Origin of the sequence: Hymenobacter frigidus, from assembly GCF_014640435.1 — a bacterium.
Lineage (GTDB): Bacteria > Bacteroidota > Bacteroidia > Cytophagales > Hymenobacteraceae > Hymenobacter > Hymenobacter frigidus.
Genome location: NZ_BMGY01000002.1, coordinates 20,129 through 46,876, shown reverse-complemented (window position 1 = coordinate 46,876; position 26,748 = coordinate 20,129). Strand labels below are relative to the sequence as shown.

Annotated in this window: 23 protein-coding genes; 16 read left to right on the top strand and 7 right to left on the bottom strand. The window is 55.7% G+C overall.

Features of this window, described 5'->3' with window-relative positions; translation table 11 throughout:
- Nucleotides 1-900 precede the first annotated feature (900 nt).
- Nucleotides 901-1,587, bottom strand: a complete 687-nt coding sequence (locus IEW17_RS01210; protein WP_188560190.1) for a helix-turn-helix domain-containing protein — start codon at nucleotides 1,585-1,587, stop codon at nucleotides 901-903.
- Nucleotides 1,588-1,907: 320 nt separating this feature from the next.
- Entirely contained in the window at nucleotides 1,908-3,644 is a 1,737-nt protein-coding gene (locus IEW17_RS01205; protein WP_188560189.1) for a L,D-transpeptidase family protein, read from the bottom strand.
- A gap of 400 nt (nucleotides 3,645-4,044) precedes the next feature.
- Between IEW17_RS01205 and IEW17_RS01200 the strand changes: the two genes are divergently transcribed.
- A complete protein-coding gene (locus IEW17_RS01200; RefSeq protein WP_188560188.1) occupies nucleotides 4,045-5,868 on the top strand; it encodes a M1 family metallopeptidase in 1,824 nt (607 codons plus the stop codon).
- A gap of 105 nt (nucleotides 5,869-5,973) precedes the next feature.
- Nucleotides 5,974-6,897 (top strand): cyanophycinase, encoded by a 924-nt coding sequence (locus IEW17_RS01195; protein ID WP_188560187.1) that lies wholly within the window; start codon nucleotides 5,974-5,976, stop codon nucleotides 6,895-6,897.
- Nucleotides 6,898-6,974: 77 nt separating this feature from the next.
- On the opposite strand, the gene IEW17_RS01190 is transcribed toward IEW17_RS01195, so the two are convergent.
- Entirely contained in the window at nucleotides 6,975-7,898 is a 924-nt protein-coding gene (locus IEW17_RS01190; RefSeq protein WP_188560186.1) for an isoaspartyl peptidase/L-asparaginase family protein, read from the bottom strand.
- A 129-nt stretch (nucleotides 7,899-8,027) separates the two neighbouring features.
- On the opposite strand from IEW17_RS01190, the gene IEW17_RS01185 reads away from it, so the two are divergent.
- Together IEW17_RS01185 and IEW17_RS01180 are read left to right on the top strand one after the other, a co-directional pair.
- Entirely contained in the window at nucleotides 8,028-8,447 is a 420-nt protein-coding gene (locus tag IEW17_RS01185) for a DUF3127 domain-containing protein (protein ID WP_188560185.1), read from the top strand.
- Between the two features lie 108 nt (nucleotides 8,448-8,555).
- The gene (locus IEW17_RS01180) at nucleotides 8,556-9,185 is read left to right on the top strand and encodes an AlbA family DNA-binding domain-containing protein (RefSeq protein ID WP_188560184.1); all 630 of its coding nucleotides are present in this window, start codon (nucleotides 8,556-8,558) and stop codon (nucleotides 9,183-9,185) included.
- A gap of 347 nt (nucleotides 9,186-9,532) precedes the next feature.
- Here the strand turns inward: IEW17_RS01180 and IEW17_RS20730 are convergent, their stop codons facing one another.
- Nucleotides 9,533-11,011, bottom strand: coding sequence for an alpha/beta hydrolase-fold protein (locus IEW17_RS20730; protein WP_229748717.1), 1,479 nt, complete (start codon nucleotides 11,009-11,011; stop codon nucleotides 9,533-9,535).
- A gap of 220 nt (nucleotides 11,012-11,231) precedes the next feature.
- On the opposite strand from IEW17_RS20730, the gene IEW17_RS01165 reads away from it, so the two are divergent.
- From IEW17_RS01165 to IEW17_RS01130, 8 genes are all read left to right on the top strand, one after another.
- Nucleotides 11,232-11,936: an esterase family protein gene (locus tag IEW17_RS01165; protein ID WP_188560333.1), complete on the top strand. Its 705-nt coding sequence runs from the start codon at nucleotides 11,232-11,234 to the stop codon at nucleotides 11,934-11,936.
- Between the two features lie 167 nt (nucleotides 11,937-12,103).
- Nucleotides 12,104-13,165 carry an ATP-grasp domain-containing protein gene (locus IEW17_RS01160; RefSeq protein WP_188560183.1) on the top strand — a complete coding sequence of 354 codons (1,062 nt, stop codon included), beginning with the start codon at nucleotides 12,104-12,106 and terminating at the stop codon, nucleotides 13,163-13,165.
- 113 nt (nucleotides 13,166-13,278) lie between these two features.
- Complete coding sequence (locus IEW17_RS01155; RefSeq protein WP_188560332.1) at nucleotides 13,279-14,376, top strand: carboxylate-amine ligase; 1,098 nt, start codon at nucleotides 13,279-13,281, stop codon at nucleotides 14,374-14,376.
- Nucleotides 14,377-14,564: 188 nt separating this feature from the next.
- A complete protein-coding gene (locus IEW17_RS01150; protein ID WP_188560182.1) occupies nucleotides 14,565-15,389 on the top strand; it encodes a type 1 glutamine amidotransferase in 825 nt (274 codons plus the stop codon).
- Between the two features lie 27 nt (nucleotides 15,390-15,416).
- On the top strand, nucleotides 15,417-16,607 hold the full coding sequence (locus IEW17_RS01145) for a hypothetical protein (RefSeq protein ID WP_188560181.1): 1,191 nt from the start codon (nucleotides 15,417-15,419) through the stop codon (nucleotides 16,605-16,607).
- A gap of 204 nt (nucleotides 16,608-16,811) precedes the next feature.
- Nucleotides 16,812-17,213: a YkvA family protein gene (locus tag IEW17_RS21390; RefSeq protein ID WP_373286146.1), complete on the top strand. Its 402-nt coding sequence runs from the start codon at nucleotides 16,812-16,814 to the stop codon at nucleotides 17,211-17,213.
- A gap of 376 nt (nucleotides 17,214-17,589) precedes the next feature.
- Nucleotides 17,590-17,889 (top strand): hypothetical protein, encoded by a 300-nt coding sequence (locus IEW17_RS01135; protein WP_188560179.1) that lies wholly within the window; start codon nucleotides 17,590-17,592, stop codon nucleotides 17,887-17,889.
- 43 nt (nucleotides 17,890-17,932) lie between these two features.
- On the top strand, nucleotides 17,933-18,811 hold the full coding sequence (locus IEW17_RS01130; RefSeq protein WP_188560178.1) for a LysM peptidoglycan-binding domain-containing protein: 879 nt from the start codon (nucleotides 17,933-17,935) through the stop codon (nucleotides 18,809-18,811).
- 457 nt (nucleotides 18,812-19,268) lie between these two features.
- On the opposite strand, the gene IEW17_RS01125 is transcribed toward IEW17_RS01130, so the two are convergent.
- Nucleotides 19,269-20,141: an SDR family oxidoreductase gene (locus tag IEW17_RS01125; protein ID WP_188560177.1), complete on the bottom strand. Its 873-nt coding sequence runs from the start codon at nucleotides 20,139-20,141 to the stop codon at nucleotides 19,269-19,271.
- A gap of 271 nt (nucleotides 20,142-20,412) precedes the next feature.
- Here IEW17_RS01125 and IEW17_RS01120 point away from each other — a divergent pair, with 271 nt between their 5' ends.
- From IEW17_RS01120 to IEW17_RS01110, 3 genes are all read left to right on the top strand, one after another.
- Nucleotides 20,413-21,201, top strand: coding sequence for a Rossmann-fold NAD(P)-binding domain-containing protein (locus tag IEW17_RS01120; RefSeq protein WP_188560176.1), 789 nt, complete (start codon nucleotides 20,413-20,415; stop codon nucleotides 21,199-21,201).
- Nucleotides 21,202-21,242: 41 nt separating this feature from the next.
- On the top strand, nucleotides 21,243-22,511 hold the full coding sequence (locus IEW17_RS01115; RefSeq protein WP_229748715.1) for a BaiN/RdsA family NAD(P)/FAD-dependent oxidoreductase: 1,269 nt from the start codon (nucleotides 21,243-21,245) through the stop codon (nucleotides 22,509-22,511).
- A 112-nt stretch (nucleotides 22,512-22,623) separates the two neighbouring features.
- Entirely contained in the window at nucleotides 22,624-23,070 is a 447-nt protein-coding gene (locus IEW17_RS01110) for a PA2169 family four-helix-bundle protein (protein ID WP_188560175.1), read from the top strand.
- Nucleotides 23,071-23,258: 188 nt separating this feature from the next.
- Here the strand turns inward: IEW17_RS01110 and IEW17_RS01105 are convergent, their stop codons facing one another.
- Complete coding sequence (locus IEW17_RS01105; protein ID WP_188560174.1) at nucleotides 23,259-25,334, bottom strand: DEAD/DEAH box helicase; 2,076 nt, start codon at nucleotides 25,332-25,334, stop codon at nucleotides 23,259-23,261.
- A 419-nt stretch (nucleotides 25,335-25,753) separates the two neighbouring features.
- A complete protein-coding gene (locus tag IEW17_RS01100; RefSeq protein ID WP_035564390.1) occupies nucleotides 25,754-25,948 on the bottom strand; it encodes a cold-shock protein in 195 nt (64 codons plus the stop codon).
- 156 nt (nucleotides 25,949-26,104) lie between these two features.
- On the opposite strand from IEW17_RS01100, the gene IEW17_RS01095 reads away from it, so the two are divergent.
- Entirely contained in the window at nucleotides 26,105-26,518 is a 414-nt protein-coding gene (locus tag IEW17_RS01095; protein ID WP_188560173.1) for an acyl-CoA thioesterase, read from the top strand.
- Nucleotides 26,519-26,748 lie beyond the last annotated feature (230 nt).

Here is a 26,748-nt window from a genome sequence, read left to right as displayed (position 1 = left end):
ACATTTCTGCTCCTCTTTGCTTTCCGCATTTTCCGCTCTGCGAGAAGCAAATATCAAAGGTTAACAATTGTCAATTCAAGCCCGACAAGTGGCCTTGGCGATATGTTTATGCTCAGCAACCTGGAGCAGAAGAACCCCTATCAGTAATCGCATTTTTCTAGCCAGATAACTGTGACTTACCGGCTGTAGAAAAAAGCCAAGTCTGAACTCTATCCGTTAGCATCCCTCAATTCGTATGTTTCTGGTTTTTATAATTTTCCTTATCCGCGTATTTGTCAATATCATTAGCAGCAAGAACAGCTTGGGCTGTATTATGAATGCGCCATGATTACTAATGAAGCCGAATAACAAGGTTCCTACCACACGATACATGCATGAATGATACAGGTTGAATTACTTCCTCCAGTCATTTCATTAGTAGTAATTAATTTATTGAAAGTTAGTGATTTATGTAAGACATATAGATAGTAACAGCCTGCCCAAATTTGAAACCATACTCATTAGCAAAGCACAGAATGCGATATAAGATTTTTTTAGTAAAATCAGCAGCAGCATCCTTGTCAAAAAGCCTGCTGCCAGCGGGCACTGGACTAGCATGACAATTTATACTTTTCCCTATGGCACGGTACGCCGGGCATGAGTGAATACAAAGACCACTAAGTGCCTTAGAGCGCGTGATTGCCGCCCTATCTGCTCAGTATTTCTACAATACAAATAGCTCTTGAATCTGGGCATTGCACCCCTACATCCACTCAGAGCAACGAAAGAGATTTAGTAGAAATGCCGTCCTGAACTGGCAAGACACCTCCTTTGTATTTTCGTTTGGTCACGACACAGGACTGCCATTTGACCACGCTGTGAGCTTAGTCAAAGACCGATTCACCGAACGAAACAGCGGCTTTATTCGGGCTGATAGTCGGCAAAGGAGCCATCCCGATAGAAAATCACAATCCGTCGAATTGGCTTTTCAGCCCCGGCAAACAGCGCGGTGGCGATTGAAGCGTCATCCTTGAATGAGGCAGCCCCAACGACGGCAACTGGTAATGTCTCTACTTCGGGTGCTGGCTGTGGCTGGTCTGCCACTATGGGACTGGTTTCGCTAGCTGGGGCTGTGGCTGCGGGCGCAGTGAAGGCGGGTTGGGGCTCTGCGGCCTTGGGAGTGAAACGCTTGGGGGTAGGTCCGCCCATTACAACTCTTTTTGCAGGTTTTGCAGCTGAAAATGAGGCGTCTATCTGGACGGCACGCGAAGGCGCGACTATTAACGGGGGAGCAGTAGCGGTAATTGGAGGCACTACCCTTGATGCAGGCGCTGCTTCCGCTGCTTGAGTGACTTCCACATACTGCTTGTCAGCGGTGGCTGAGGGCGCGCTAGGAGCGGCCGAATACATGGGGCCGCTGCCATTCAGCAGCCAAGGCATTGAGAGGTCTGGTAGAGCTGCCAAAACGCGTTGCACCACTTCGAGGCTGGGCTTATTCCGGCCCGATAGAATATGGCTCACGATGGGCCGGGCCACGCCAATAAGGTCGGCGAATTGAGTAGGAGTTAACTGCCGGGTTTCCAGCAAATTTCGGATGCGCTCAACCATGATATTCTTTTGATTACAAATGTAGTCAAAAGAATGTGTTGGTGGGAAAGCGTCTATTCTCCCCTCTGTTTACATTTGAGTTAGCGCTGGTTCGGCTATTCAATTCCTTTGTCACTCATATGTAAACAGAGATTCCAACAAATCGCTGCGTCACATTTGTTATCATGCATTGCCGTTCCCGACGGAGTGCCCGTCTGTTTACATAATCTCACGCCTCATTCGTATCCGCTCAGGCCAGAGCTTCCTATTGGCAGCAAAAAAAGCCCGGCAACTTTGCAGTTGCCGGGCTTTCAAGAACGATGCCTTTGCTTTGTGATTGGCTAATCAAAGTACTCGCGAGCGAGTTTTTTATCGAGGCCGTAAATGTCATCGCGGAAGTGGGGGCGGCCGGCTTCATCGGCCCAAGCGGTGAAATAAACCAAGTACACGGGCAGTTTCTTTTTGAGCGTAATGTACTTTTCGCGCCGGGTAGCGACGGTATCGAGAATGGTTTGCTGGTCCCACTCCGGGCGGTCGCGCAGCAAGTAGCTGGCCAGTTTCATCGGTTCGGCCAGGCGCACACAGCCGTGGCTGAAGCTACGATTGCTCTGCGAAAACAGCTCGTCGTGGGGAGTATCGTGCAGGTAAACATCGTTGGAGTTCGGGAAGATGAACTTCACATCACCCAGGTCATTTTTGGGCCCAGGGCGGCGACGCAGGGTGTACTTGAAGGTTTCTTGCGTGACGTTGGCCCAATCGACCGAACCGGGGTCAATGACCTCGGCTTTGCGGCCGTAGCCCTTCACCACTTCCATATCGAGGCGGTCGAGGTAGTTGGGGTTGACAGCCAGCTTACCGCGCAGCTCTTTATCGATAATGCTGAAGGGCACATTCCAGTAAGGCGCCAGCACTACATATTCCAGCTTATCGCTGAACACGGGCGTCTCGTGCAACACTTTGCCCACAATCACGCGCATGTTAAACGCTTCCTTATTCTCTTCGATAACGTGCAGCGTATACTCCGGAATATTCACCAAAAGGTAGCTCGGCTCGAAGCGTTTGGGAAGCCAGCGCCAGCGCTCCATGTTGAGGATGAGTTGGTCGATGCGCGTGCCAATGGGCACGTTAAGCTGGCGCAGGGTTTCGCCCCGCACGATGCCGTCGGACTTCAGACCGGCATCCTGCTGAAACTGCTTAACGGCACTTACCAGTTCGGGGTCATACACCTGGGCAACGGGGGCTACCCCTGCCGCTGGGGCCGTAGCAGGAGCCGCAGTCGTGCTGGCGATGCTCCCGCCAGCGCTATCGAGCAGGCGCTTTCGCAGCGCTGCAATGGCCGGCGAGGTATCGCCGGGCTTCAGGGCCAGCGTGGTGGGCAGTATGGGCCAGCCACCGGCCCGCTCCTGAGCGCGGTAGGTAGCCAGTGCCTTTTTCAGCTGGTCGTATTCGGGGTGGAGCGGGGCAAACTCGTAGTAATTGTAGCGGCTTTTGCGGTCGCCCAGAAACGTTAGCAGAGCCTTGTTCAGCTTAATCTTATTGGGCTTCACCTGCCAGGCCGTGCTCTTGGTATCGCGCGGGTTGGCCACGCCCCTATAATAGTCATTAGCCCATTTCATGTATGTCCCGGTGAGGGCTACATCAATCTGGCGCTCGAGGGCAGTGCGACGTGCAGGGTCGTCACCGGCCTTGTCTAACGCTGCGAAAAGTTGCTTAAAGTCCTTAACTTGGTAATCTTTAGCATCAAGGCCTTCATCTGCTGCTTTAGCTACTATATTCTGTAGCGTTTGAGCCTGCGGCACGAGCTTGTGGTCTTTAAACCAACCAAGTCGGAAACCCCGCTCTCGGTAGAACCGACGAGCAGGCAGGAGTTGGGATTTGAAAGCTGGCTCGGCCCGGAAGGTCTTGATGAGGTAGGTACTGTCCATGAGCGGCTGCGCGCCAACCAAGGAATTATCGGCAGCAGTGCCACTCGACCGGCTCTCATCGGAACCAGGGCCGCAGGCTTGCAAAGTGACACCGCCTAATGCTGCCAGCAGCAGCACCCATAGCAGGGAAGTAAAACGAAGGAACAGGAACATTGAATAAAATAAAGCGGACGAAAGAAGCACGGCAGTTGCCGTAAGCCGGGCATTGTACTGCCAGGCCAAAGGTGGGGTTGCGCCAAGCTGCGTGTCGGCAGTCCGTTCACAAAGTACGCGACTATGGCGCACAGCCCACCCATGCCAAGACCGTAATCATGCCAACTTCGGGCTGTGAGCCCGTGGCCCAGTGGGTTAGCACAAGTAACGGGGCCATGTGTGTTCCCATTATTTACCGGTCAACCAAGGGTTTAGTTCTGGCTCAAGCCTCAATTAATGAGTTGTTAGGCCCACAAGCTTGTTCCTGATTTCATGGAAAGGTCATCGGAGGTTACTTACTTTGGCAGCCCCAGCGTTTCACTCATGGCAGTAATAGCTGCTCATTTTCTCACCTCTCTTTATGGCAATTCCAACTTCGCCCCCTATCAGCCTGCCCACCGACCCGCACAGCTATGCGGGCAGCAGCCCAGTCCGGGCGCATCATTTAGCCCTCGACCTGAGAGTTGACTTTGATAGTCGCACCCTGGCTGGCAGCGCGACGTGGCACCTCACACCGGCCGAGGCTGCCACGGAGGTTGTGTTCGACACCCGCGACCTTGCGATTGAAAACGTAGAGCATCTTAGGGTAGATGGTTCCGTTCACCCGGCAGAGTTTTCGCTGGATGCGCCAGACCCGACATTGGGGCAAGCGCTGCGCGTGGCCCTGTCGGCTGAGACTGCTGCCGTTCGCATTCACTACCGCACGGCTCCTACGGCGGCAGCGCTACAGTGGCTCCTCCCCTCCCAGACGGCCGGCATCCAACCCTTCCTGTTCACGCAGTCGCAGGCCATTCTGGCACGCACCTGGCTGCCGTGTCAGGACTCGCCGGGCATTCGCTTCACCTACGAAGCCCAGGTGCGCGTGCCGGCCCACCTGCTGGCCCTGATGAGCGCCGAGAACCCGCAGCAGCTTAACGCCAATGGCGAGTATCATTTCCGGATGAGCCAGCCCATTCCGGCTTACCTCATGGCCCTGGCCGTCGGCGACCTCGCCTTTGCTACGCTCAGCAACCGGACCGGCATCTATGCCGAGCCGGCCACGCTGCCCATGGCCAATCATGAGTTTGCCGACCTTGAACACATGGTGGCCGCCGCCGAAGAACTTTATGGCCCCTACCGCTGGGAGCGCTACGATTTGCTGGTGCTACCACCCAGCTTCCCCTTCGGCGGGATGGAAAACCCACGATTAACATTTGTAACACCAACTATTATGGCTGGCGACCGCAGCCTGACTAGTTTGGTGGCTCATGAGCTGGCGCACTCGTGGTCGGGCAACTTGGTTACAAATGCAACGTGGGATGATTTCTGGCTGAACGAAGGATTCACGGTTTATTTCGAGCGGCGCATCATGGAACATTTGTATGGCCGTGAGTACGCCGACATGCTACAGGTACTGGGCCGGGCAGCTTTGCATCACACCATCGCCGAAATCGGGGTGGCCAGCCCCGATACCCACCTGCACCTGGCGCTGGCCGGCCGCGACCCCGACGAAGGCCTCACCGAAATTGCTTACGAGAAAGGCTGCAGTCTGCTGCTGACGCTGGAGTCCCTCATTGGCCGGCTGCGGCTCGACACCTTTATTAAGGAGTACTTCGCTCGCTTCAGCTTTCAGGCCATGGACACGGCCACGTTTCTGCACTACCTCCGCGCCGAGCTACTGGACCAGGAGCCCGGCCTGGAAGACCGGCTGCAGCTGGCCGCCTGGGTCGACGGCCCCGGCCTGCCCCCCAATGCGCCGGCCGTCACGTCGCGCCGCTTCGAGTTGGTAGATGCCGCCCTGGCCCGCCTGAAAAGTGGGACTCCCTCCGGCACCTTCCGGGCCGATACCACCGAGTGGAGCAGCCACGAGTGGGTGCATTTCCTCCATGGCCTGCCGCCTACCCCGCCGGCCGGGCAGTTGGCGGAGTTAGATGCAGCGTTCCAATTCACGAATTCCGGGAACTCTGAAATTCTCACGGCTTGGTTTCCGCACACGCTGCGGGCAGAATATGCAGCTGCTACCCCGGCGCTGGAAAATTTTCTGAGGCACGTGGGGCGGCGCAAGTTTCTGGTGCCGCTGTACCGGGCGCTGTTGGCCCAGCCCGATGGAGTGGCCCGCGCCCGGGCTATCTATAAGGAAGCGCGCCCCAACTACCACTCTGTGGCCACCGGCACGCTCGATGCGCTGCTGGCCGTTCGGCCATAGCGTGGCCGTTTGGTCATCCGGCCCGAACTTTGCCCCGGGCTCAACTCCCACTGGCCGCCATTTGGCGCCTACTATTCTGCATCACTCCGTAATTTCCGCTATCCGTTGAAAACCATCATTCCGCTCGGCAAGCTCATCGCCGTCGGCGGCAACGAGGACAAGGGCACTTACCCCAACCCCCGGACCCGCCGCAAATACTACCTCAACTTTTTTGAGTTAGGCATTCTTAAGCGTATTGTGCTCGAAACGGGCAAGCTTGACCCGCGCATCGAAGTCATTACCACGGCCTCGATGATTCCGGAGGAGGTCGGCCCAGTTTACACGGGCTCCTACGCTATGCTCAACTGCCTGAATGTGGGCATCATGGACATTCGCACGCCCGAAGATGCCCGGCAGCCCGAGTACTTGGAGCGCCTGATGGCCGCCGACGTGGTCATGTTCTCGGGCGGCAACCAGTCGCGTCTGCGCGAGATGTTCGGCGAAACCGATTTCCTCAACCGCATGACGCAGCGCTATATCACCGAGCCCAACTTTGTAATTGCCGGCACCAGCGCCGGAGCCATGGCCATGTCGCACCTGATGATTCGTGGCGGCTCAGTGCCCGATGCGTTGCTGAAAGGGGCCGTAAAAATGGGCACGGGCTTGGGCTTGCTCTCAGCGGCCATCATCGACTCGCACTTTGTGAAACGCGGCCGGTTTGGCCGGCTCATCGAGTCGGTGGCCCTGCACCCTAAGCTCATTGGCATTGGCCTGGGCGAAGACACCGGCGTGCTCATCACCGAAGGCAACCTGGTTGAAACCATTGGTTCTAACCTGGTTATCATTCTCGACGGCCATAATATCCAGCACAACAACACCGCCGCCGCCAAGAAGGGCACCGTGATTTCCATCGAAAATATCACCATGCACGTGCTGGCCAAAGGCAACGTGTACGACATGCGCGAGCGAAAATTCTACGTCAGCAAAGAGGCACAAGCCCACCAAATCGCCTTGTCCATTACCGCTGCTCCTGAAGCAAAAGTGGCATAAGCAGCCTTCGGCTGAAACGACGAACTGCACCGAAGGGTGAGCAGCCACAGCGGCCGCTCACCCTTTTTTTAACATTTCTACTCCTTATAAATAGCTACCATAGCTCCGCCCCCTTCCACCCGGCTGGCGCGGTACATGCCTTCCGAGTTGAACGGCAGCGTCACGTTGCCGGCGGCATCCACGGCAATCAGGCCGCCCTCGCCGCCCACGGGCGCGAGCTTGTCCTGCACCACAATACGGGCCGCTTCTTCCAGCGACAATCCTTTGTATTCCATCAGGCAGGCCACGTCGTAGGCCGCCACGGCCCGGATAAAGTACTCCCCGTTGCCGGTGCAGCTGATGGCGCAGCGCGTATCGGCCCAGGTGCCGGCCCCGATGAGCGGCGTATCCCCGATGCGGGAGTAGCGTTTGTTGGTCATGCCGCCGGTGCTGGTAGCAGCGGCCAGGTGGCCGTGCTGGTCGCGGGCCACGGCCCCCACGGTCCCCTTTTTCCAGTTGGGGTCGGCGGCGTGGTCGAGCTGCATTTTGCCCACGGCAAGGGCGTCCTGCAGTTGGTCGTAGCGCTTTTGGGTGAAGAAATATTCCACGGGTTGCAGCGGCAGGCCGTGCTCACGAGCCAGCTCGTCGGCCCCCGGGTAGCTCAGCAGCACGTGCTCAGTCTGTTCCATTACCAAGCGGGCGGCCCGAATGGGGTTCTGTACCTGGCGCACGCCGGCTACGGCCCCGGCCAGGCGGTTGTGGCCGCTCATGAGGGCGGCATCCATTTCGTGGTGGCCGTCGTGGGTAAACACAGCCCCGCGCCCCGCGTTGAACAGCGGGCAGTCTTCGAGGCTGCGCACGGCGGCTTCCACGGCATCAAGGGCGGCCCCACCATCACGCAGCAAATCGTAGCCGATGCCGATGGCTGCTTCAAGGGCCGCACGGTAGCGCTTTTCGTCGTCGGGCGAGAGGGAGGCGCGGGCAATGGTACCGGCTCCGCCGTGGATGGCGAGTGCGAACATATAATAAGGAGTAAAAAAGCGAAGAAAAGTAGCCCCAAAGGTAGCCGGAGGGAACGGCGGACGGGCCGCTTGCGTTTTTTTTCGTAGGTTTGATGTTCAAGTCTACAAATCAAAAAACACCCCCTTTTTATGGCATACGACGTAACCGGCCGGCTGCACGAAATATTTGACGAACAGCAGGTAAGCGAGAAGTTTCGCAAGCGTGAGTTCGTGCTGGAAGTCCAGGACGGCCAGTATCCCGAGCATATTAAGTTTCAGATGGTTCAGGACAAAACCAGCCTCATCGACCCTTTCAAAATGGGCGATGAAGTGAAGGTGACCTTCAACCTCCGCGGCCGTGGCTTCAACAAAAACGGCCAGATGCTGTACTTCACCAACCTCGAAGCCTGGAAGATTGAGGCCGGCGGTGGCGGTGGTGCCAGCTACGGCGGTGGCCAGCAGCAGCAGGCGGCTCCCCGCCCGGCAGCCCAAAACCAAAACCCTACGCTCCGTGCGCAGCCGTCGGCCGCTCCTATCGCGAGCGACGACGACAACGACCTGCCTTTCTAAGGCGCGTCCGGTGTTCGGACTGCTCACTAGTCCAACATTTTAACTGAAAATGCCGTTTCCTTTGCTGGAAGCGGCATTTTTGTTGTCCGACAATTCGTACAGAAACGCATGGATTTATTGGAGCTAATAGCGCGGGGCGAAAGCGAGGAACTGGAATTCAAGCAGAAAACCACCCACCCGCACCGGATTTCGCGCACGCTGGTATCGTTGGCCAACACCCGGGGCGGGCACGTGCTGGTGGGCGTCGACGACGCCGGCCACGTGGTAGGCGTGCGCGATGCCGAGGAGGAGTTATTCGTGTTGCGTGATGCCGCCCAGCACTACATTGAGCCGCCACTGACCACGCTGCACTACCGCGAGCTGGAAGAAGACGGGCGTACCGTGCTGGTGGTAACTGTGCCCGAAAGCCCCCACAAGCCCCACCGGGCCCAGGTGGCCCCCGGCGACTGGCGCGGCTACGTGCGCGTGCGCGACGCCAGCGTGCAAACCAGCGGCCTCACCGAAAAACTGCTGGCCCGCCAGCATCCAGAGGAACCCCGCTTCAAACAAATCCCCCTTAACAAACAGGAACTAGCGGTGCTGGACCACCTGAAGAGCCACCCCCGCATTACCCTGGCCCAGTTCATGAAGCTGGTGAATTTTGGCAAGCGCCGCGCTTATCAAACCCTGATTAAGCTGGTCCTCCACGGTTATATCCGCCACCACGATAAGGAAAAGGAGCCATACTATACTGTCTGAACCACAAATTTGCAGTATTTGATGCACGAATGAACATATTACCTTCAAACAGAAAAGGCCCGCATCAGCGGGCCTTTTCTGTTTTTGTTGCGGGGTTCGCAAGAAGAAGCCCCAAAATCCGGGGTTCTTATTCCTGCTTACGGGCGCGGGCCACTTTCTTTTCGTCTTTCTCCGCCTTTTTTTCCTTCGTGGTTTTAACGGGTTCTTTCTTTTTTTCTTTGCGGGCGTCTTGCGCTTTGGCCATGATTGAAAAGTGTATAAAAGTGAAAGTTGGTTTACGGGTATTTCAACGCACGGCCGAGCCGAGGTGTTGTATCGGGCGAAGGTAGAAGTTTTACCGAAAACACCTACAGAATGGGCTGGTAACGCTCCCGAATGATGTTGAGGTGATGGCGCTCATGGCCGGGCACAATGTAGAGCAACGCCCGCACAGTGGCCGGACCGCCGTTGGCAGTGCCGCGGCAGTTCAGTTGCTCCTCGGTGAAGCTATCAAACAGGGCCACGGTGGCGGTGCGGGTAGCATCGTACTCGGCCAGCAGGCTGGCCACGGTGCGCTCATTGGCGGCGCTGTGGCTCACGTAGTCATCCTGCTCGAAACCAGGCAAGTCCTGGCTGTCGCCGCGGGCGAAGCGCATGGCCCGGTACGCGAATATGCGCTCAGAGTCAATCTGGTGCAACAGCATTTCCTTGAGGGTCCATTTGCCGGGCGCGTAGGCTTTTTCGGTCTGCTCCTCACTCAGGTTGGCAAATAAGGCGTGGATTTCGGCTGGTTGGGTGCGCAGGACTTCGCGTGGGTCCGCGTCGAGCGGTACGAGGTTGATGTAACCGGCGGAATAAGGCAGAAAATCGCCTTCGACGGGGCGGGTGATGGGCATAATGGGTGTATTGGAGTGAGGTGCAATGACAGAAGCGGCGGGCGGAAGTTGCCCGACCAGGCGGGTAGTAGATGGCAATACCAGCGGAACGGCTGCTTGCGCAGGGGCAATATCAGCCGTGGCTAGCAGAATAGTGGGGGCCAGGGCCGGGTTGAGCTGCAGCCGCACCATGGGCAACGGCCGGGGTAATTCGGCCCGGCGTCCCTCCTGCCCAAAGGCCCAGAGCAGGAAATCGGGCAGGACGCGCCCCCAGGTATCAGGGTGGTGGTGGCCACCCTCCACCTGCACGTAGCGAATGGACTGCTGGGCATCGAGACCGTGGCGAATCAGCTCTTCCATCAAATCGAGGCAGTCCTCAATGGAGTCGATGACGCCGTTTTCGTTGCGGTCGTTGCGCTCATCGAGGGTGCCGGTCTGGAACCAGAACCGATGATTTGGGTGCAAGCGGCCGGCCCGTACCAGGCCGTGCATAATGCGGTCGGCGGGTGTGTAGCCGGCTCCTACGGCGCGTTGCCGCCACCAAAAGGAGCCCGAAAAAACCCCGGCCCGGCTAAACGCCTCAGGGTGATGCCATACTAGGTCAAACGCCGACAGCCCGCCCAATGAGAACCCCGCCATTACCGCGTCTTCCGGCTTGGCAGAAACCTCGTAAGCAGCCTGGCAATAAGGCAATAGCTCCTGTAATACAAAATCGGAATAAGCCGCTGCCTGGCTGCCCCGACCGTTGAAATCGGGGTGGCCGGCGGTGCCGTATTCCTGCACACGCTGCTCGTTGGCGTGAATGGCCACCAGCACGAATGGCCGCACCGCCTGCCGGGCATAAATCGCCGCGAGCGTGGCCGGCAGACCCAACCGCTCCAGGTCCTGGCCATCGTTGAGGTACAACACCGGGTACGGAGCCGGGCCCGTAGCCAGCGGAGGCAGCAGCACGCTCAGTTCTACCTCCCGCACTAAGAATTGGGAAAAAAGCACCGCCCGAGCCAGCCGTGGTGCGGAAGGTGCCGTAAGTGGGTTGGTGGTTTCTAAAAGCATCAGACAAAGTAACGCAGCCGGTCGCAGTCGGGACGGCGCACCGAATTTATTTGGTGCTACTTGGCACTGTTCCGCTTTTCTTTATTAGTTTGCCTTGCCGCTTGAGTAAGTGTTGCCGCTTCACCCTTTTCCCATCATCGTGCAGGAACAACATCGCCGCTTTTACTCGCACCATCTCGGCCAGGACATCGACATGCTGGTTTTCGGTACCTGGGGGTATCCGGTACTGATTTTCCCCACCTCCGGCGGCCGGGAATACGAAGCCCGCGATTTCAAGCTCATCGAAGCGGCCCGCCCGCTCATTGAAGCCGGACGCGTGAAATTGTACTGCATCGACAGCATCGACCAGTATTCCTGGTATGCCAAGCACCTGCCCCCGGCCGTGCGCGTACAGAATCACGTTTTGTACGACCAGTTTCTGAGCGAGGAACTAGTGCCCCTGCTGCAGCAGGAATGCCACGTCGACAAGATTGGTGTAGCCGGATGCAGCTTTGGAGGCTATCAGGCCCTGAATTTCGCGTTTCGCCACCCCAGTCAGGTAGCGCACCTTTTCACGATGGGAGCGGCCTTTGACATCAGCCAGTTTGTGGACGGTTACCACGACGACAACGTGTATTTCAACAACCCGCCCGAGTATTTGCCCAATGCGCAGAGCGAGCATTTCCAGTGGATGAATATCATCCTGGGCACGGCCGAGCACGATTTCTGCAAAGAGTCGAATTTTCAGATGGCCAGCCTGCTGAGCCAGAAAGGCATTCACTACACCCTGGATGTGAAGCCTTTCGGCGACCACGACTGGCCCGTGTGGCGCGAAATGTTCCCGCAATACCTTAACACTGTTTAAAGGCCGTCGTGTCTTAAACCGTCATGTCGAGCGCCGCCGAGACATCTCGCGTGCAGAACTATACCAATCGTTGAACGAAGCGGGCGAGATGTCTCGGCTGCGCTCGACATGACCGTTCAAATCACTTCTTGCGCCCCTTCTTACACCAAGCACCAAACCCCTTTAGCATGAAAAAAATCGGCATCCTTTTCGGCCAGGAAAACACCTTCCCCCAAGCATTCGTCGACCGCGTAAACGAAAAGGCCCCGGCCGACATTCGCGCCGAGTTCGTGCACATTAACCAAGTAGAGCAGCACGTTGCCTCCGACTACGCCGTCATCATCGACCGGATTTCGCAGGACGTGCCCTTCTACCGCGCCTTCCTCAAAAATGCTGCCCTCATGGGTACAGCCGTGATTAACAACCCCTTCTGGTGGTCGGCTGATGAAAAATTCTTTAATAATGCCTTGGCTGTGCGCCTCGGCGTGCCCGTGCCCAAAACCCTGCTCCTGCCCAGCAAAGAGCGACCTGCCGACACCAGCGAGGGCAGTTTCCGCAACCTGGGCATGATGGATTGGGACGCGGCTTTCCAGCACATCGGTTTCCCGGCCTACATGAAGCCCCACTCCGGTGGCGGCTGGAAAAGCGTGTACAAGCTGGAGTCACCCGATGATTTTTTCCGGGCCTACGCCGAAACCAGCCAGTTGGTAATGCTGCTGCAGGAGGCGGTGGACTTTACCGATTATTTCCGGTGCTATTGCATTGGGGGCAAAGAAGTCCTCATCATGCCCTACGAACCCCGCAACGAACCGCACCTGCGCTACGCCACCGAGATGAAAACGACCGGTGAGGCCGGCCGCAAGCTCTTGGCTACCATGAAAGACTACGTATTGAAGCTCAACAAAGGCTTGGGGTATGACTTTAATACCGTGGAGTTTGCCGTGCGTGATGGCATTCCGCTGGCTATCGATTTCGGCAACCCCGCGCCGGATGCCGACGTGAACTCCGTGGGCCAGCAAAACTTTGAATGGGTAGTGGAAGCCGCGGCAAACCTGGCCATTGCCCGCGCCAAAGCCCAAAAGCCCGGCCAGGACAATCTGACCTGGGGTACGTTTGTGCACCCCACCACGGCCGTCGCCCGGCCCAAAGCAGCTGCCAAACCAGCCTCTGCCAAGGCCCCCGCCGCAAAAAAAGCCGCAGCTCCGAAAGAAACGACCCCGGCTAAAAAATCAGCCAAGAGTTCCAGCTAAGTCCTCTAGCCAACCGGCTTGGGGGTTTTCTTCTTTATTTTTCGCTTCCAGCTTCATTCCGGACGGGGCCGGTTTCCACTGGCCCCGTCCTTTAATACCCGCTGCATATGTCACTGCCCAAGTTCACGCTCGGAATCGAAGAAGAATTTCAGACCATTGACCCCACCACCCGGGAGTTGCGCTCGCATCTGTCGCAGATAGTGGAGGGTGGCCAAATGACCCTGCAAGAGCAGGTGAAGGCCGAAATGCACCAGGCGGTGGTGGAAGTGGGCACCACTATTTGCAATAATATCGACGAGGCGCGTTCGCAGGTGCTGTTATTACGCCGTCACGTTATCGAATTGGCCGACAAGCAGGGCCTCAAGATTGGGGCTGCCGGCACGCACCCCTTCTCCCGCTGGCAGGACCAGCCCATTACGCCCGATGTCCGCTACGACAAGATTGTGGAGGAGCTGCAGGAAGCGGCCCGCTCCAACCTGGTGTTTGGTATGCACGTGCACATCGGCATCGAGAACCGGGATATTGGCGTGTACATGATGAACGCGCTGCGGTATTTTCTGCCTCACTTGTTCGCTTTGAGCACCAATTCGCCCTTCTGGGAAGGCCGCGAAACCGGGTATAAATCCTTTCGCACCAAGGTGTTCGAGCGGTTTCCGCGCACGGGCATTCCGGGTTATTTCCACAGCGCGAGCGACTACGATGAGTTTATCGCCCTGCTGGTGAAAACCGGCTGCATCGACAACGGCAAGAAGATTTGGTGGGACTTGCGCCTGCACCCGTTCTTCGATACCATCGAATACCGCATTTGCGACATGATGATGCGCGCCGATGAAACCATTGCCGTGGCTGCTATCATGCAGGCGCTGGTGGCCAAAATATACAAGCTCAAAACCCAGAATCTTAATTTCCGCATCTACCGCAGCGCCCTGATTAAGGAGAACAAGTGGCGGGCTGCCCGCTACGGCATCGACGGGCGCATGATTGACTTTGGCAAGCAGGAGGAAGTACCAACCCGCAACCTGATTCTAGAGTTACTCGATTTTATCGACGACGTGGTGGATGAGCTCGGTAGCCGCCACGAAGTAGAATACGTGCTGAAAATGATGGAGATGGGCACCGGCGCTGACCGTCAGCTGCAGGTATTCCGCGAAACCAATGACCTGCACAAAGTGGTCGACTATATTCTAGCTGAAACGGCTTACGGGCTGTAAGACAATTATCTTTGTTGGGGCAACGTCAACCTCACGGTTGGCGTTATCTGTTTTTAGCCAGTATTGAGCGCGACTTTCCTCAAGCCTGAATCTGTATAAATCAGTCATTTTCATATTTTTATACAAAACACAGCCGATTCGCATCCCTCTGTTTGCCGGATTCATTCGGCCGCTTGCTCCCTGATTTTATGTCTTCTATTCGTATTGCCATCCTTGATATGTACAACAATGCCCCCAACGAGGGTATGCGCTGCATCCGACAGCTGCTCAGCCGTGGGGCAATCGAGAACGGCCTCCCCTTCAGCGTCGACACCTTCAATGTGCGCGCCGAGAACGAAATACCTGGTCTGAACTACGATATCTACATTTCCTCGGGTGGCCCCGGCAGCCCGCTGGCTTCATCTGAAGCCTGGGAGCCCCGGTACTTTGCGTTCATCGATTCGCTATTAGCTCATAACCAGACGCACGACCACAAGAAGCACCTGCTGCTGATTTGCCATTCGTTTCAGTTGGTGAGCCGGCATTTGGGCATTGGTGAGGTAAGCCGTCGCAAGTCCACCTCGTTCGGGGTATTGCCGGTACACCTCACGGCGGCTGGCCAATCCGAACCCGTATTTGAAGGCCTTCCCGAACCCTTCTTCGTCGTCGATTCCCGCGACTATCAGCTGGCCCACCTCAACTACGCCCGTCTTGCTGAGTTGGGAGCGGAAGTGCTGTGCCTGGAAAAAGAACGTCCGCATGTGCCCCTGGCGCGGGCAGTGATGGCCATTCGCTTCACTCCGGAAGTACTTGGCACGCAATTTCACCCCGAAGCCGATGGCGAAGGCATGCTCCGCTACATGCTCACCGATGAGCGCAAGCAGCAGGTTATCACCGCTTACGGTGAGATTAAGTACGACGAAATGGTCCGCTTACTTGCTGACCCGGACACCATTGAGCATACCGAATCAATTATCCTACCTACCTTTTTGCGACGAGCCGTAGCCCAGGTGGCTCAGCTTACCACTGCTTAGCCGGCCCTGGCCGCCGTTGCCCTGCCCATGATTCCGGAATACCGCCAAACCTACAACGCGGCCTTTAGCCCCGCCCGCTACCAGCAGATGCTGGCCGACATTGACCGTCAATTGCCGGGACAGCTCGAATTCCGGGTAGCGGAAACGCCGGTGTTTGTTCCAACTCAGCTACGCGATAAACTGATTGCGGCCGGCGAAAGTATCATTAAGGTAATTGAGCGGCCGGATTTCAAAGAATTAACCGAAGCGGCGATTCCACCGCATCAGCGGGTACCGAATGAAAGCCAGCGCCCCGAGTTCCTGACGTTTGATTTTGCGGTGTGCCGAAATAGTAATGGCGAACTAGAACCGCAGCTTATTGAGATGCAGGGCTTTCCCTCGCTCTACGCCTTTCAATCCTGGCTCCCAGGCGAGTTTGGTCGGTTTTTTCCCATCCCTGATTCGGTCTCTCCTTTCCTGACAGTACCCGATTTTGAGGCGTACCAGACCCGGATGCGTCAGTTTATTCTGGGCGGGCAACCTGCCGAAAATGTTATTTTACTGGAGCTATTTCCGGAGCAGCAAAAAACGCGTATCGATTTTGCGTTATCCAACAAACTCTGGGGTGTTGAAACCGTTTGCCTAACGAAAATTCGCAGGAAAGGACGGAAGTTGTTTTACAAGAAACAAGGACAATTACTTCCAATCACTCGTATTTATAACCGTATTATATTTGACGAATTAGCACGTTATCCCGAATTAAATACCGAATTTAATTTAACCGAAGACGTAGATGTAAGTTGGGTGGGGCATCCTAATTGGTTTTTCCGTGTCAGCAAGTACACGCTGCCGTTGCTACAAGGTCAATTCGTGCCGCCCAGCCACTTTCTACAGGACCTAAGCAGCTACCCACCAGACCTATCCAACTATGTTCTGAAGCCACTATTTTCCTTTGCCGGAGCTGGCGTACGCCTCCACATTACGGCTGCTGAGCTGGATGCTCTGCCAGACAAGCATAATTATTTATTGCAGCGCAAAGTAACCTACGAGCCGGTGGTGCAATCGCCCGATGGTTTAGTAAAATGCGAAATTCGGCTGCTGTATATCTGGCCCGATGGTGAGGCTAACCCGCAATTGCTTACGGGCCTCAGCCGATTGAGCCGGGGCGAAATGATTGGCGTCGATTTCAACAAAGATAAAGACTGGGTGGGCGGTACTACGCCGCTGTTTGAACGCTAGGCGCGGCATGGGCTTTCTTTAACTTAAAACAACGCGGGAGAGCGGTCGCGCGTAAGCCCCGCCTCACCACTCTCATGTTTCAATATGTCATCTCTATTCAACAAAGGCCTTAAAATCTCAAAAAACGCTCTTTTCAATGTCTTTATTGGTCGAGCTACTCAATTACTGGGGCGTCCTTTTAAAGTTGTAACGGTCCTCAACGAAGTGGCCAACAAACTGACGAGCAAAGAACGTAAGACCAATAAATTCCGTCAACTCTTCGAAGTAGCCCTAACCCTTGTGCGCCTCGTGCGCAGCTACATCAGTGGCGAATACCGTGAAATTTCGACCAGCACCATTATTTCCGGGCTGGCCGTGTTACTTTACGTGCTTTCGCCTATCGATTTGGTTCCGGATTTTATTCCCGTAGTCGGTTTCCTCGACGACCTCAGCCTCGTCAGTTGGTTTGTGGGCAAATTCCAGAGCGAAATTCTTCGCTTTCACGAGTGGGAAGAGTCGGCCCACCGCCCGCCGGCTCGCACGGCAATTGCTTTGCCCAACGCAGCTGCCCGGCCGGCTCTCGGCGATGCCACCCAGTCCAGCGCAGCTGAATTAGGACACTCCTAGATACCATAAAAACGCAAGAGCCCGAACCAGACCAATAGGTCAGCTTGGGCTTTTGTCGTTGTGTTCGGATTCGTAAGGGAGTCTTTTTTTGCGTCAAGCCGCACAGTAATTTCACCAAAGCACCAACCACATGCTACCGGGCCAGACAAACGCGCTTTTATCAACTTTCTAAAGACCGCAAGCATTAACTTATCAATTAGAGCGATTCTCCATTTGGTGTGCAATTGTTGGGCGATGTAGCAACGCATAGGTTGCGCCTCGTCGCTGAACAGCCGGACTTGAACCAATTAATCAACGTCCGCAACCACGAGACGCAAAGTGTTGCGTCTTTTACCACGTACACCAACCTGAGAGCCGCTGTAGCTCACCCTGTTTTATGCCTAAGTTTGTTGTTTCTCTGCGCTTACCGGATGCTTTTGACGGGGCGTTCATTAATCTTATTCCCCAGCACCGAACTTTCATCAACCAGCTATTTGCCGACAAAATGGTGGAGGTTTACGCTATTATCAGCAACCGGAGCCGGGGCTGGGTTACGATGAATGGCGACGATTCGGCCGTTGTTCAAGCCGTAATTGAGCAATTTCCGCTATACCCGTACCTACATGGCGTGGAAATTGATGAGCTATTTATTTTTGACAGCGCATCCTCGCGCTTCCCCCCGATTAGCCTTAATTGATTACCGCTAATCGGCAGTTTGGCACTCACCCGATTTTTATTCTATGTTCGCTTCGTTAGCTCCCTACGTTTCTTCTATTCCATTTCGCGCCGCTTTAGCTGTTGGAGCATTGGCGCTGGTAGGAGCTACTGCCCCCACCGCCCCGCCAGCCCTCACCACCGAGCAGCTCAGCACTCGCCTGAGTGCGGCTATCGAGAACCTGAAAACCCTGCGTTGCACCGTGAAGGCCCAGGAGCGAATTGGTGGAAACATCAACCAGACCCGCAGCACCATGAAACTGACGTACAAACCATTACGCATCTATATCAAAAACCAGAAAGGAGTTGAAGTCCTTTGGGTGGCCGGCCAGAACGGCGGCGATGCGTGGGTGTATCCAGCTAGCTTTCCCTACGTCACGCTCAGCCTCGACCCCAAGGGCAAGCTCATGCGGAGCAGCCAGCACCACACCGCTTTACAGGCGGGCTTCGGTACGATTTCTGACCTGCTTCGGACCACCGGCCTGCGGCAGGACAACTCCTTCAGCCGCTCGTTCCGGCTCGTTGGCGACACGGTGCTGCAGGGCCGTCCCGGCTACGTGCTACGGTCCGATTATCCGCAGTTCCGATACGTAAGCTACAAAGCCGGCAAGAACGAAACCATTTCCACGGTAGCCGAACGGTTTGGCTGTGGCGAATACCGTGTAGTTGAGCGCAACGGACTTAGTATTGGCGATAATATCCCGGAAGGCAAAGTGCTGCAGGTGCCTAATTCCTACGGCCGTCGCACTATTGTTTGCGTGGATAGCAAAACCTATTTGCCAACGGTTGTTCAGGTAAACGATGACAAAGGATTATTCGAAAAGTTTGAATTCTCTGACGTAGTTCCCAATCAAAACATTCCTTTAGCCGAATTCACGAAAGATTACAAAGAATACAAATTGTAATCTTTCACAGGCTCGAATTCTATATCAGGGCTTTAAATACAATAAGCTGCTCAATGAGCAGCTTATTGTATTTAAAGCCCTGATATAGAAGATGTTTAAGAATTAATCAAAGCTAAATTGAAACGTCATGCTTATCTGGCGTCCGCGCAGCCGAAGCATCTCGCCCGCTTCGTGTGAGCGGTTCAACGAAGCGGGCGAGATGATTCGGCTGCGCGGACGCCAGATGAGTATGACGTGCTTTCGACTTTCTGAATAGCTTTATATTCAATAGTTGCCTATTAGACTTGTTCCCTAATAAGAAACGCTGAGAAAAATTAGCAGTCATGCTGAGCTTGTCGAAGCATCTCTACCGAACGACACCCAAACGATGCGGTAGAGATGCTTCGACAAGCTCAGCATGACGTTCTATATGTACGTTTGCTAATTTAGGAACAAGTCTATTCAATAAACCAAGCGTTTAGCGACGCATTGTTTTTTCAATTTGGTCCCACATATCGGGGGTCAGCATTTCGAGCTTGTTAAATTCGCCTGCTCCGTTCAGCCATTCACCGCCATCAATGGTTACGACTTCGCCATTGACATAGGCTGAGAAATCCGACACCAAATAGGCCGCCAGGTTGGCTAGCTCCTGGTATTGGCCCACCCGCTTGAGCGGCACGCTGGCTGCCGGGTCGAGCTTGCTGGCCAGCGGCTCGGGGAAGAGGCGGCTCCAAGCACCTTCCGTCGGAAACGGCCCCGGCGCAATGGCATTGGACCGGATGCCATATTTGGCCCATTCTACCGCCAGGGAGCGGGTGATGGCCAGCACGCCAGCCTTGGCCGCTGCCGACGGTACCACAAACGCCGACCCTACCGAGGCGTAGGTCGTCACGATATTGAGGATGGTACCGGGCTTTTTATCAGCTATCCAGCGCTTGCCCACGGCTAGGGTGCAGTTGTAAGACCCACGCAGTACAATGTCCACAATCACATCGAAAGCCTTGTGCGACAGCCGCTCCGTTGGGCTGATGAAGTTGCCCGCCGCATTATTCAGCAATACGTCGACGCCGCCAAACTCCTGAATTGTTCGCTCCAGCATAGCCTCCACCTCATTGTACTTGCGCACGTCGCAAGCAATGGCCAAGACTTTACCACCGGTTTGCTGGCGTAGCTCATCGGCGGTTTTTTCCAGCACGTCCAGCTTTCGGCTGGTTATGGTAACGTTGGCCCCCAACTGCAGGAAGTAGGTGGTCATGGCCCGGCCCAGGCCGGTGCCTCCGCCAGTTACAATAATGGTTTTGCCGGCCAGCGCATTGTCGCGCAGCATGGGCTGGGTGTAGGGAGTTGTCATGCGCAAGCTGATAAAGTATTAAGGAGCGCGGCGTAATCCGCGGGCCGAAGGTACTAGGCTGCTGGTCCGATTATTAGGAGGCAGAGCCAGAAACTTCGCTTTTTTATTTTCGGTGTTGAATATAGGGTTACGCAATTTCTTCGCACCTTCGTACCTCCAAAACACACGTAGAGGCTGATGTATGACTAGTTCCAATTCTGAGGGCTCCTCGCGCGAATCTTCTGGAGCTGAGCCCCCCATTGTATTAATTCTCGGTTGTGGCTGGCTGGGCATGGCTTTGGCGCGCAGCCTGGTAGCAGCTGGCCACCGGGTATTAGGCACCACCACTTCGCCCGAAAACATTGACGGTATGCAGGCCGCTGGTATTGAGGCGCATCTGCTGCAGCTCGGCACTAACTTTGGCGCGCCAGGTGAAGCCCTGCTCCACAGCCTGTTGACCCAGGCCGATGTCCTGGTCCTAAACGTACCGCCCCGCACTGCTGCTACCGGGGCCTACCCCACGTTGCTACGGCCCGTGCACCGCGCCGTGGCCGCCGCCGGCACCCGGTACGTGCTGTTTGTGAGCTCTACCAGCGTTTACCCCAACGAGGCCCGCGAAATGCGGGAATCCGACGCTATTAGCACCCGCGACGCGGCTTCGGATATCTTGCGCGCCGAAGGACATTTCGTGCCGCGCTACGGCCAGTGGAAAAGCACAGTGGTTCGCCTCGGCGGGTTAATTGGCCCTGGGCGAGCTCCCGGGCGCTTCCTAGCCGGTCGCCGCGAACTTGCTCAGGGCAACGCTCCCGTAAACCTGGTGCATCTTACCGATGTGGTGGGCGTGCTGGCGGCCATCATCAAGCACGAAACCTGGGGCCACACCTTCAACGTGTGTGCGGCCCAGCACCCTTTGCGGCGGAATTTTTACCCGTTGGCCGCCCAATTTCTGAAGCTGGAGTCGCCCACGTTTAAGGACGAGCATGAGGCTACCGGCAAAACCATCGATAGCAGTTTGGTCCGCAGCTTGTTGCCTTACCAGTTTCAGCACGATGATGTGCTGGCGGCCCTTCCCTACTGTTAGGCAGCCCTACCCGACTGCCACGTCCGGCGTACCTTTGCCCAGTGAATAATGCAGTAGCTTCCCCCGTTGTGGCCGTGCTTGGCGGCGGCGCGGCGGGTTTTTTCGGGGCCATCGCCTGTGCCGAAGCCAACCCCAATCTATCGGTCATCCTCTTCGAAAAAACGGGCAAACTGCTCAGTAAAGTTCGTATTTCGGGCGGTGGGCGCTGCAACGTGACCCACGCCTGCGACACGCCCACCCAGCTGGCGGCCCATTACCCCCGCGGCAGCAAGCCACTTAAAGCCGCTTTCCAACAGTTTGGCGTGCCCGAAACCATTGCCTGGTTCGCCAAGCGGGGTGTGGCTCTGAAAACGGAGGCCGACGGCCGCATGTTTCCCACCACCGATTCCAGCGAAACCATTGCGCGGGCGCTGGAAGACGCCGCCCGTAAGGCCGGGGTACGCATTCTCACCAGTACCAGCGTCGAGACCATTGAGCCCTTGGCAGATGGTAGCTTTCGGCTGACTTTAAGCGGCAGCGGCGCAACTCAGCACAGTGGCAAACTGCTCGTCCGCCGCTTGCTGGTAGCTACCGGCGGTAATCCTAAAAGTGCTAACTACGACTGGTTGCGGGCTTTGGGCCACACCGTTGCCGAGCCCGTACCGTCGTTATTTACCTTCAATGTACCCCAATCACCCCTGAGCGAGCTGATGGGCGTGAGCGTGCCCCAGGCCCGCGTGGTGCTGGCCGGCGAAAAACTGCATTACGAAGGCCCGCTGCTGGTTACGCACTGGGGCGTGAGCGGCCCGGCCGTGCTCAAGCTTTCGGCCTGGGGTGCCCGCCGACTACACGAACTGGGCTACGTGGGCACGGCGCTAATCAGCTGGGTTCCCTCGTTTTCTGACGAAACCCTGCGGGCCTGGCTGCAGCAGTTCCGGCAGGAAAATGGCAAAAAGACCGTGGCCTCCAATCCCCAATTTGGCTTGCCCCAACGCCTGTGGCGCAACCTGACGGAGCAAGCTGGCATTACCCCGGATATTCGCTGGAGCGACCTACCCGCTAAAGCGCAGAATTTGTTGCTTGAATTACTGTTGCGCACATCTCTGGCGGTACGAGGCAAAACGACATACAAGGAAGAATTCGTGACTTGTGGCGGCATCACACTGGCCGAAGTTGACTTAAAAACAATGGAAAGCCGCCGGGTGCCTAATCTGTATTTCGCGGGCGAAGTGTTGGATATTGACGGCATCACGGGTGGTTTCAACTTTCAGGCGGCTTGGACTACGGGCTTTCTAGCCGGCCAAGCCATGGCAAAACGGATGGAGAACTGAGGAAGTGAGGTCCATTTCCCAAGCCTGCATTGACAGTAGTGTTTGTAACCTTCGCGGCAACGAGGCAGTAAAGAGTAGGGTAAGTTTTCATTTCATTTATTCCTTTTTCCACATGGAAGCCAAAGCAACCCAAGCCCTGCTCAACGAATTGGTTGAAACCCTCAAGGATGGCCAGAAAGGCTATGCCGACGCCATGACCGACGTAGAGGATGCCAGTCTGAAAGACACCTTCAAAAAATACGCTGCCCAGCGCGCTGAGTACCTCACCGAGATTGAGGACCAAATGTTTAAGCTGAACCTTACGCCAGACGAAAGCGGCTCCGCAACCGCCACTGTCCACCGCGCCTGGATTGACCTCAAAGCCGCATTGACCAATAAGGACAATAAAGCCGTACTCAGCGAGTGCGAGCGCGGTGAGGATTACGCCGTGAAAACCTACCAAACCGCCCTGAAAGCCCAAGACCTGCCCGCTCCCGTTAAGTCGGTTATCGAGAAGCAGTACCAAGGCGTGCAGGCAGCCCACAACGCCATCAAGTCGTTGCGTGATTCAGCCAAGTAATTCTGCTGTTGCGAATACATCAGAATAACACGAAGTTATTGACAACAAAAAAGCCGCTCAATTGAGCGGCTTTTTTGTTGTCAATAACTGATAGTACCTTAAAAAATAAACACTTCAATCGGATAATGAATAGCTAATTAGCGCACAAGAAATCGGAATAATTCTAATGGACTGACTGAAGCAACGCGCTATTCGTCGAAGCTTTCGTTGCGAGGTGTGCGGGGCGTTTCGTACTCGCGGGGCGCGCCGGCGCCGGGCTTGTTGCCATAGCTCGGCTTGTTACCATAGCTGGGCTTATCCCCGTAGCTGGGCTTATCCCCGTAGCTGGCCTTATTGCCACCGTAGCTCGGCTTGTTGCCATAGCTGCTGCCACCTTCGCGGTTGCCGTAAGCCGGCTTGTTGCCGTAACCGCTACCGCCTTCGCGGTTACCACCTTTGTAACCACCGCCGCTACCACCTTCGCGGTTGCCATAGGCCGGCTTATTGCCGTAACCGCTACCGCCTTCGCGGTCACGGTTGCCTTTGTAGCCACCGCCGTAGCCGCTGCCACCCTCGCGGCGGTCGCCACCGAACGAGCGGCGCTCACCACCACGGTCGCCGCCGAAGCCCCCGGGACCACCGCCGCCAGTGCGGCTGAAGCCTTCTTCCTTAGCTGCGCCTTCCTGAACGGGAGTAGCAATGCTGAAGCTGACCGGGGTGCCCTGGATGCTGGTGCGGCCCAGTTTACCCACGATTTCATCGGCATATTCCGACGGTACTTCCACAAAGCTAAACTTGTCGTAGAGGGCGATATCGCCTACTTTGGCACCAGTCAGGTTGCTTGACTCCGAAATCAGGTCCACGATGTCGCGGGGATGAATCCGGTCCTTCTTGCCCATCGTTACGAACAGACGAGTGAAGCCGGGGCGGGCCGTACCGGCCGCCTTGCTGGCGTCGAGGCTCTGCTGAGCACTCTTATCCTCCTTCATCGTCATTTTCAGCAGTGCGGCGGCGATGTCGAGCGAAGTAATTTCTTCGCTCTGGTCGAGCAGGCGCTGCACGCGGCCCACGTATTTTTCGAGATTGCCCTTTTCGATAAGCTCCTTGATTTGATTCAGGAACAGCGTGGTTTTTACTTCCGAAACATCGGCAAACGACGGCACCTGCTCCAGTTTAATCTGGGCCTTGGTGAAGCGCATGATATCACGCAGCTTGTAGATGTCGCGGCCGCTCACAAACGTGAAAGCTTTGCCCGACTTACCGGCCCGGCCCGTGCGGCCGATGCGGTGAACATAATATTCTTCGTCAGCCGGCAGGTCGTAGTTTACTACTGCTTCTACGTTGTCAACGTCGATACCACGGGCAGCTACGTCGGTGGCTACGAGTACTTCGATAGTTGACTTGCGGAATTTGTCGAGGGTATTCTGACGCTGCTGCTGGCCCATGTCGCCGTGCAGGCCTTCGGCAAAGTAGCCTTTAGCTTGCAAATCAGCCACAATTTCGTCCACCATACGCTTGGTGTTGGCGAATACGATGGTCGACTTCAGGTTGAACATGTCGAGCAAACGGGTCAGCACGTCCTTTTTCTGGGGGCCGCGCACCTCGTAATAGCTCTGCTCCACGTTGCTCACCGTCATGGTCTGGTGGTTCACCTTCACTACCTGCGGGTCGCGCTGGTACTTCTTGGTGAGCTCCATAATGGGCTTGCTCATGGTGGCCGAGAAGAACACCGTCTGGCGTTCCTTCGGCATCTTACTCAGAATGAACTCGATGTCATCGCGAAAGCCCATGTCAAGCATTTCGTCGGCTTCGTCCAGAATGATTTTGGTGGTGTTCTCCAGCTTCAGGGTGCCACGCTCAATGTGGTCCATGATACGGCCGGGGGTACCCACCACAATCTGCACGCCACGCTCCAGAGCACGCAACTGCCGGTCGTAGGGGCTGCCGCCGTAAATCGGCACCACCATCAAACCGCGCTTGTACTTGCCCAGCTTCTGGACTTCGCCCGACACCTGCACCGCTAGTTCGCGGGTGGGGCAGAGCACAAGCACCTGTACGTCACGGCTCTCGGTATCCACGCCATCAATGGCCGGAATGGAGAAAGCGGCGGTTTTGCCAGTACCCGTCTGGGCTTGGCCGATTACGTCTTTGCCGGCAAGCAGCACGGGGATAGCAGCAGCCTGAATGGCTGAAGCTTCTTCGTAGCCCATCTCGGTGATGGCGCGTTGTACTTCCTCGGAGAGGTTTAGTTCGTCGAAACGAACTACAATTTTTTCAGCTTCCATGAATGTGGAAAAAGGTAAGGGGTAAGAGACTCGCTCCGAAAACAGCCGTACTCAGCGACGTTTCCCCTCCTTCTACCTTGTCACAATCAGGCGGGAAAAACAACCAAAAAACTATGCGGCCAATGCGTTATGCCTCTCTTAGGCTTGCGCGGACTTAGGGCCGTCCTCAAATGCGGGTGCAAAGGTAGGATTTTTATTTTGAAAAAGCTAGAGAAAACCAAAATAAGGTCATGCTGAGCGTAGCCGAAGCATCTCGCGTGTGGCAGCAATCATTTATTCAACGATGAGTTACTACAGCAAGCGAGATGATTCGGCTGCGCTCAGCATGACGCTTTGATTTACACTAATCCGCCTCCCCCTACCGGGCACAAAAAAAGCCCACCAATGGCGGGCTTTTTTATTACAAAGTCAAGGCAGGACTAAACCAGCGATACTTTAACAGCGTTCGGGCCTTTTTTGCCCTGGGCTACTTCAAATTGAACTTTGTCGTTTTCGCGAATCGAGCTTACTTGCAGGTCGCTGATGTGTACGAAAATGTCTTCGCCAGTTTCGTCGTTTTTGATGAAACCAAAGCCTTTGGTCTCATTAAAGAATTTTACCGTTCCGGTGGGCATGGTGGTTGTGTTGTGGGTTTCCCTAAGCTTTTGGGCCACCGTGGCTTGGTTTCTTAGGTTACGTCAAAGATAGGCAGAAATTCCATATGACCAAGTCGATAGGTATTTTTTTCAACTGATACCGACCTTTGTCCTCCCACCCATCTCCTATATAGTATGCCCGACGCACCCGCTCACGCTTTTTCGCACGAATTTCAAGTTCCGGAAAACGCCATTGATGCCTTGGGCCATGCCAACAACGTGGAATACGTGCGCTGGGTGCAGGATGTAGCCGGCGCGCACTGGCTGAGCATTTGTCCGGCTGAGATGCGCGACAAAATAGTTTGGGTGGTGCGGGAGCACCGGATTCGTTACCTGCGACCGGCCTTCGCGGGCGAGACGCTACGGGCCACCACCTGGGTGGGCGAAACCAGCGGGGCCACGTCGCTGCGCTACACCCGCCTCACCCGTGCGGCCGATGACGTGCTGCTGTGCGAGGCAGAAACGACCTGGGTGCTGCTCGACCCCAAGAGCGGCCGGCCGGTGCGAGTGACGGCGGAGATGGTGAGTTGGCTGAATATTAACGCCTAATTTTTGTATCAATCATGAAGATGCTATTTGCTCTATTTGTGTTATTGTGTGCCACTTCTTGCAGGCAACAAAGCAAGCTTGTAACTGAATCCTGTGTACTGATTCAGCATAGAAATCAATTTGATTTAGTCATAATAAGCTCAAACAAATCATTAGACACATTAAGAAACATTGATAAAATAGCTTGGAGCAAACAAGAGTTATTACTTCATAAAAAAAGCAGTAAAAAA

Coding starts and splice junctions, on each gene's coding strand:
- IEW17_RS01135 (WP_188560179.1), top strand. CDS start 17,590: ATGCCTAAGTTTGTTGTTTCTCTGCGCTTACCGGATGCTTTTGACGGG.
- IEW17_RS01105 (WP_188560174.1), bottom strand. CDS start 25,334: ATGGAAGCTGAAAAAATTGTAGTTCGTTTCGACGAACTAAACCTCTCC.
- IEW17_RS01185 (WP_188560185.1), top strand. CDS start 8,028: ATGGCATACGACGTAACCGGCCGGCTGCACGAAATATTTGACGAACAG.
- IEW17_RS01095 (WP_188560173.1), top strand. CDS start 26,105: ATGCCCGACGCACCCGCTCACGCTTTTTCGCACGAATTTCAAGTTCCG.
- IEW17_RS01125 (WP_188560177.1), bottom strand. CDS start 20,141: ATGACAACTCCCTACACCCAGCCCATGCTGCGCGACAATGCGCTGGCC.
- IEW17_RS01205 (WP_188560189.1), bottom strand. CDS start 3,644: ATGTTCCTGTTCCTTCGTTTTACTTCCCTGCTATGGGTGCTGCTGCTG.
- IEW17_RS01160 (WP_188560183.1), top strand. CDS start 12,104: ATGAAAAAAATCGGCATCCTTTTCGGCCAGGAAAACACCTTCCCCCAA.
- IEW17_RS01150 (WP_188560182.1), top strand. CDS start 14,565: ATGTCTTCTATTCGTATTGCCATCCTTGATATGTACAACAATGCCCCC.
- IEW17_RS01110 (WP_188560175.1), top strand. CDS start 22,624: ATGGAAGCCAAAGCAACCCAAGCCCTGCTCAACGAATTGGTTGAAACC.
- IEW17_RS01190 (WP_188560186.1), bottom strand. CDS start 7,898: ATGTTCGCACTCGCCATCCACGGCGGAGCCGGTACCATTGCCCGCGCC.
- IEW17_RS01200 (WP_188560188.1), top strand. CDS start 4,045: ATGGCAATTCCAACTTCGCCCCCTATCAGCCTGCCCACCGACCCGCAC.
- IEW17_RS01210 (WP_188560190.1), bottom strand. CDS start 1,587: ATGGTTGAGCGCATCCGAAATTTGCTGGAAACCCGGCAGTTAACTCCT.
- IEW17_RS01130 (WP_188560178.1), top strand. CDS start 17,933: ATGTTCGCTTCGTTAGCTCCCTACGTTTCTTCTATTCCATTTCGCGCC.
- IEW17_RS01145 (WP_188560181.1), top strand. CDS start 15,417: ATGATTCCGGAATACCGCCAAACCTACAACGCGGCCTTTAGCCCCGCC.
- IEW17_RS01100 (WP_035564390.1), bottom strand. CDS start 25,948: ATGCCCACCGGAACGGTAAAATTCTTTAATGAGACCAAAGGCTTTGGT.
- IEW17_RS01180 (WP_188560184.1), top strand. CDS start 8,556: ATGGATTTATTGGAGCTAATAGCGCGGGGCGAAAGCGAGGAACTGGAA.
- IEW17_RS01120 (WP_188560176.1), top strand. CDS start 20,413: ATGGCTTTGGCGCGCAGCCTGGTAGCAGCTGGCCACCGGGTATTAGGC.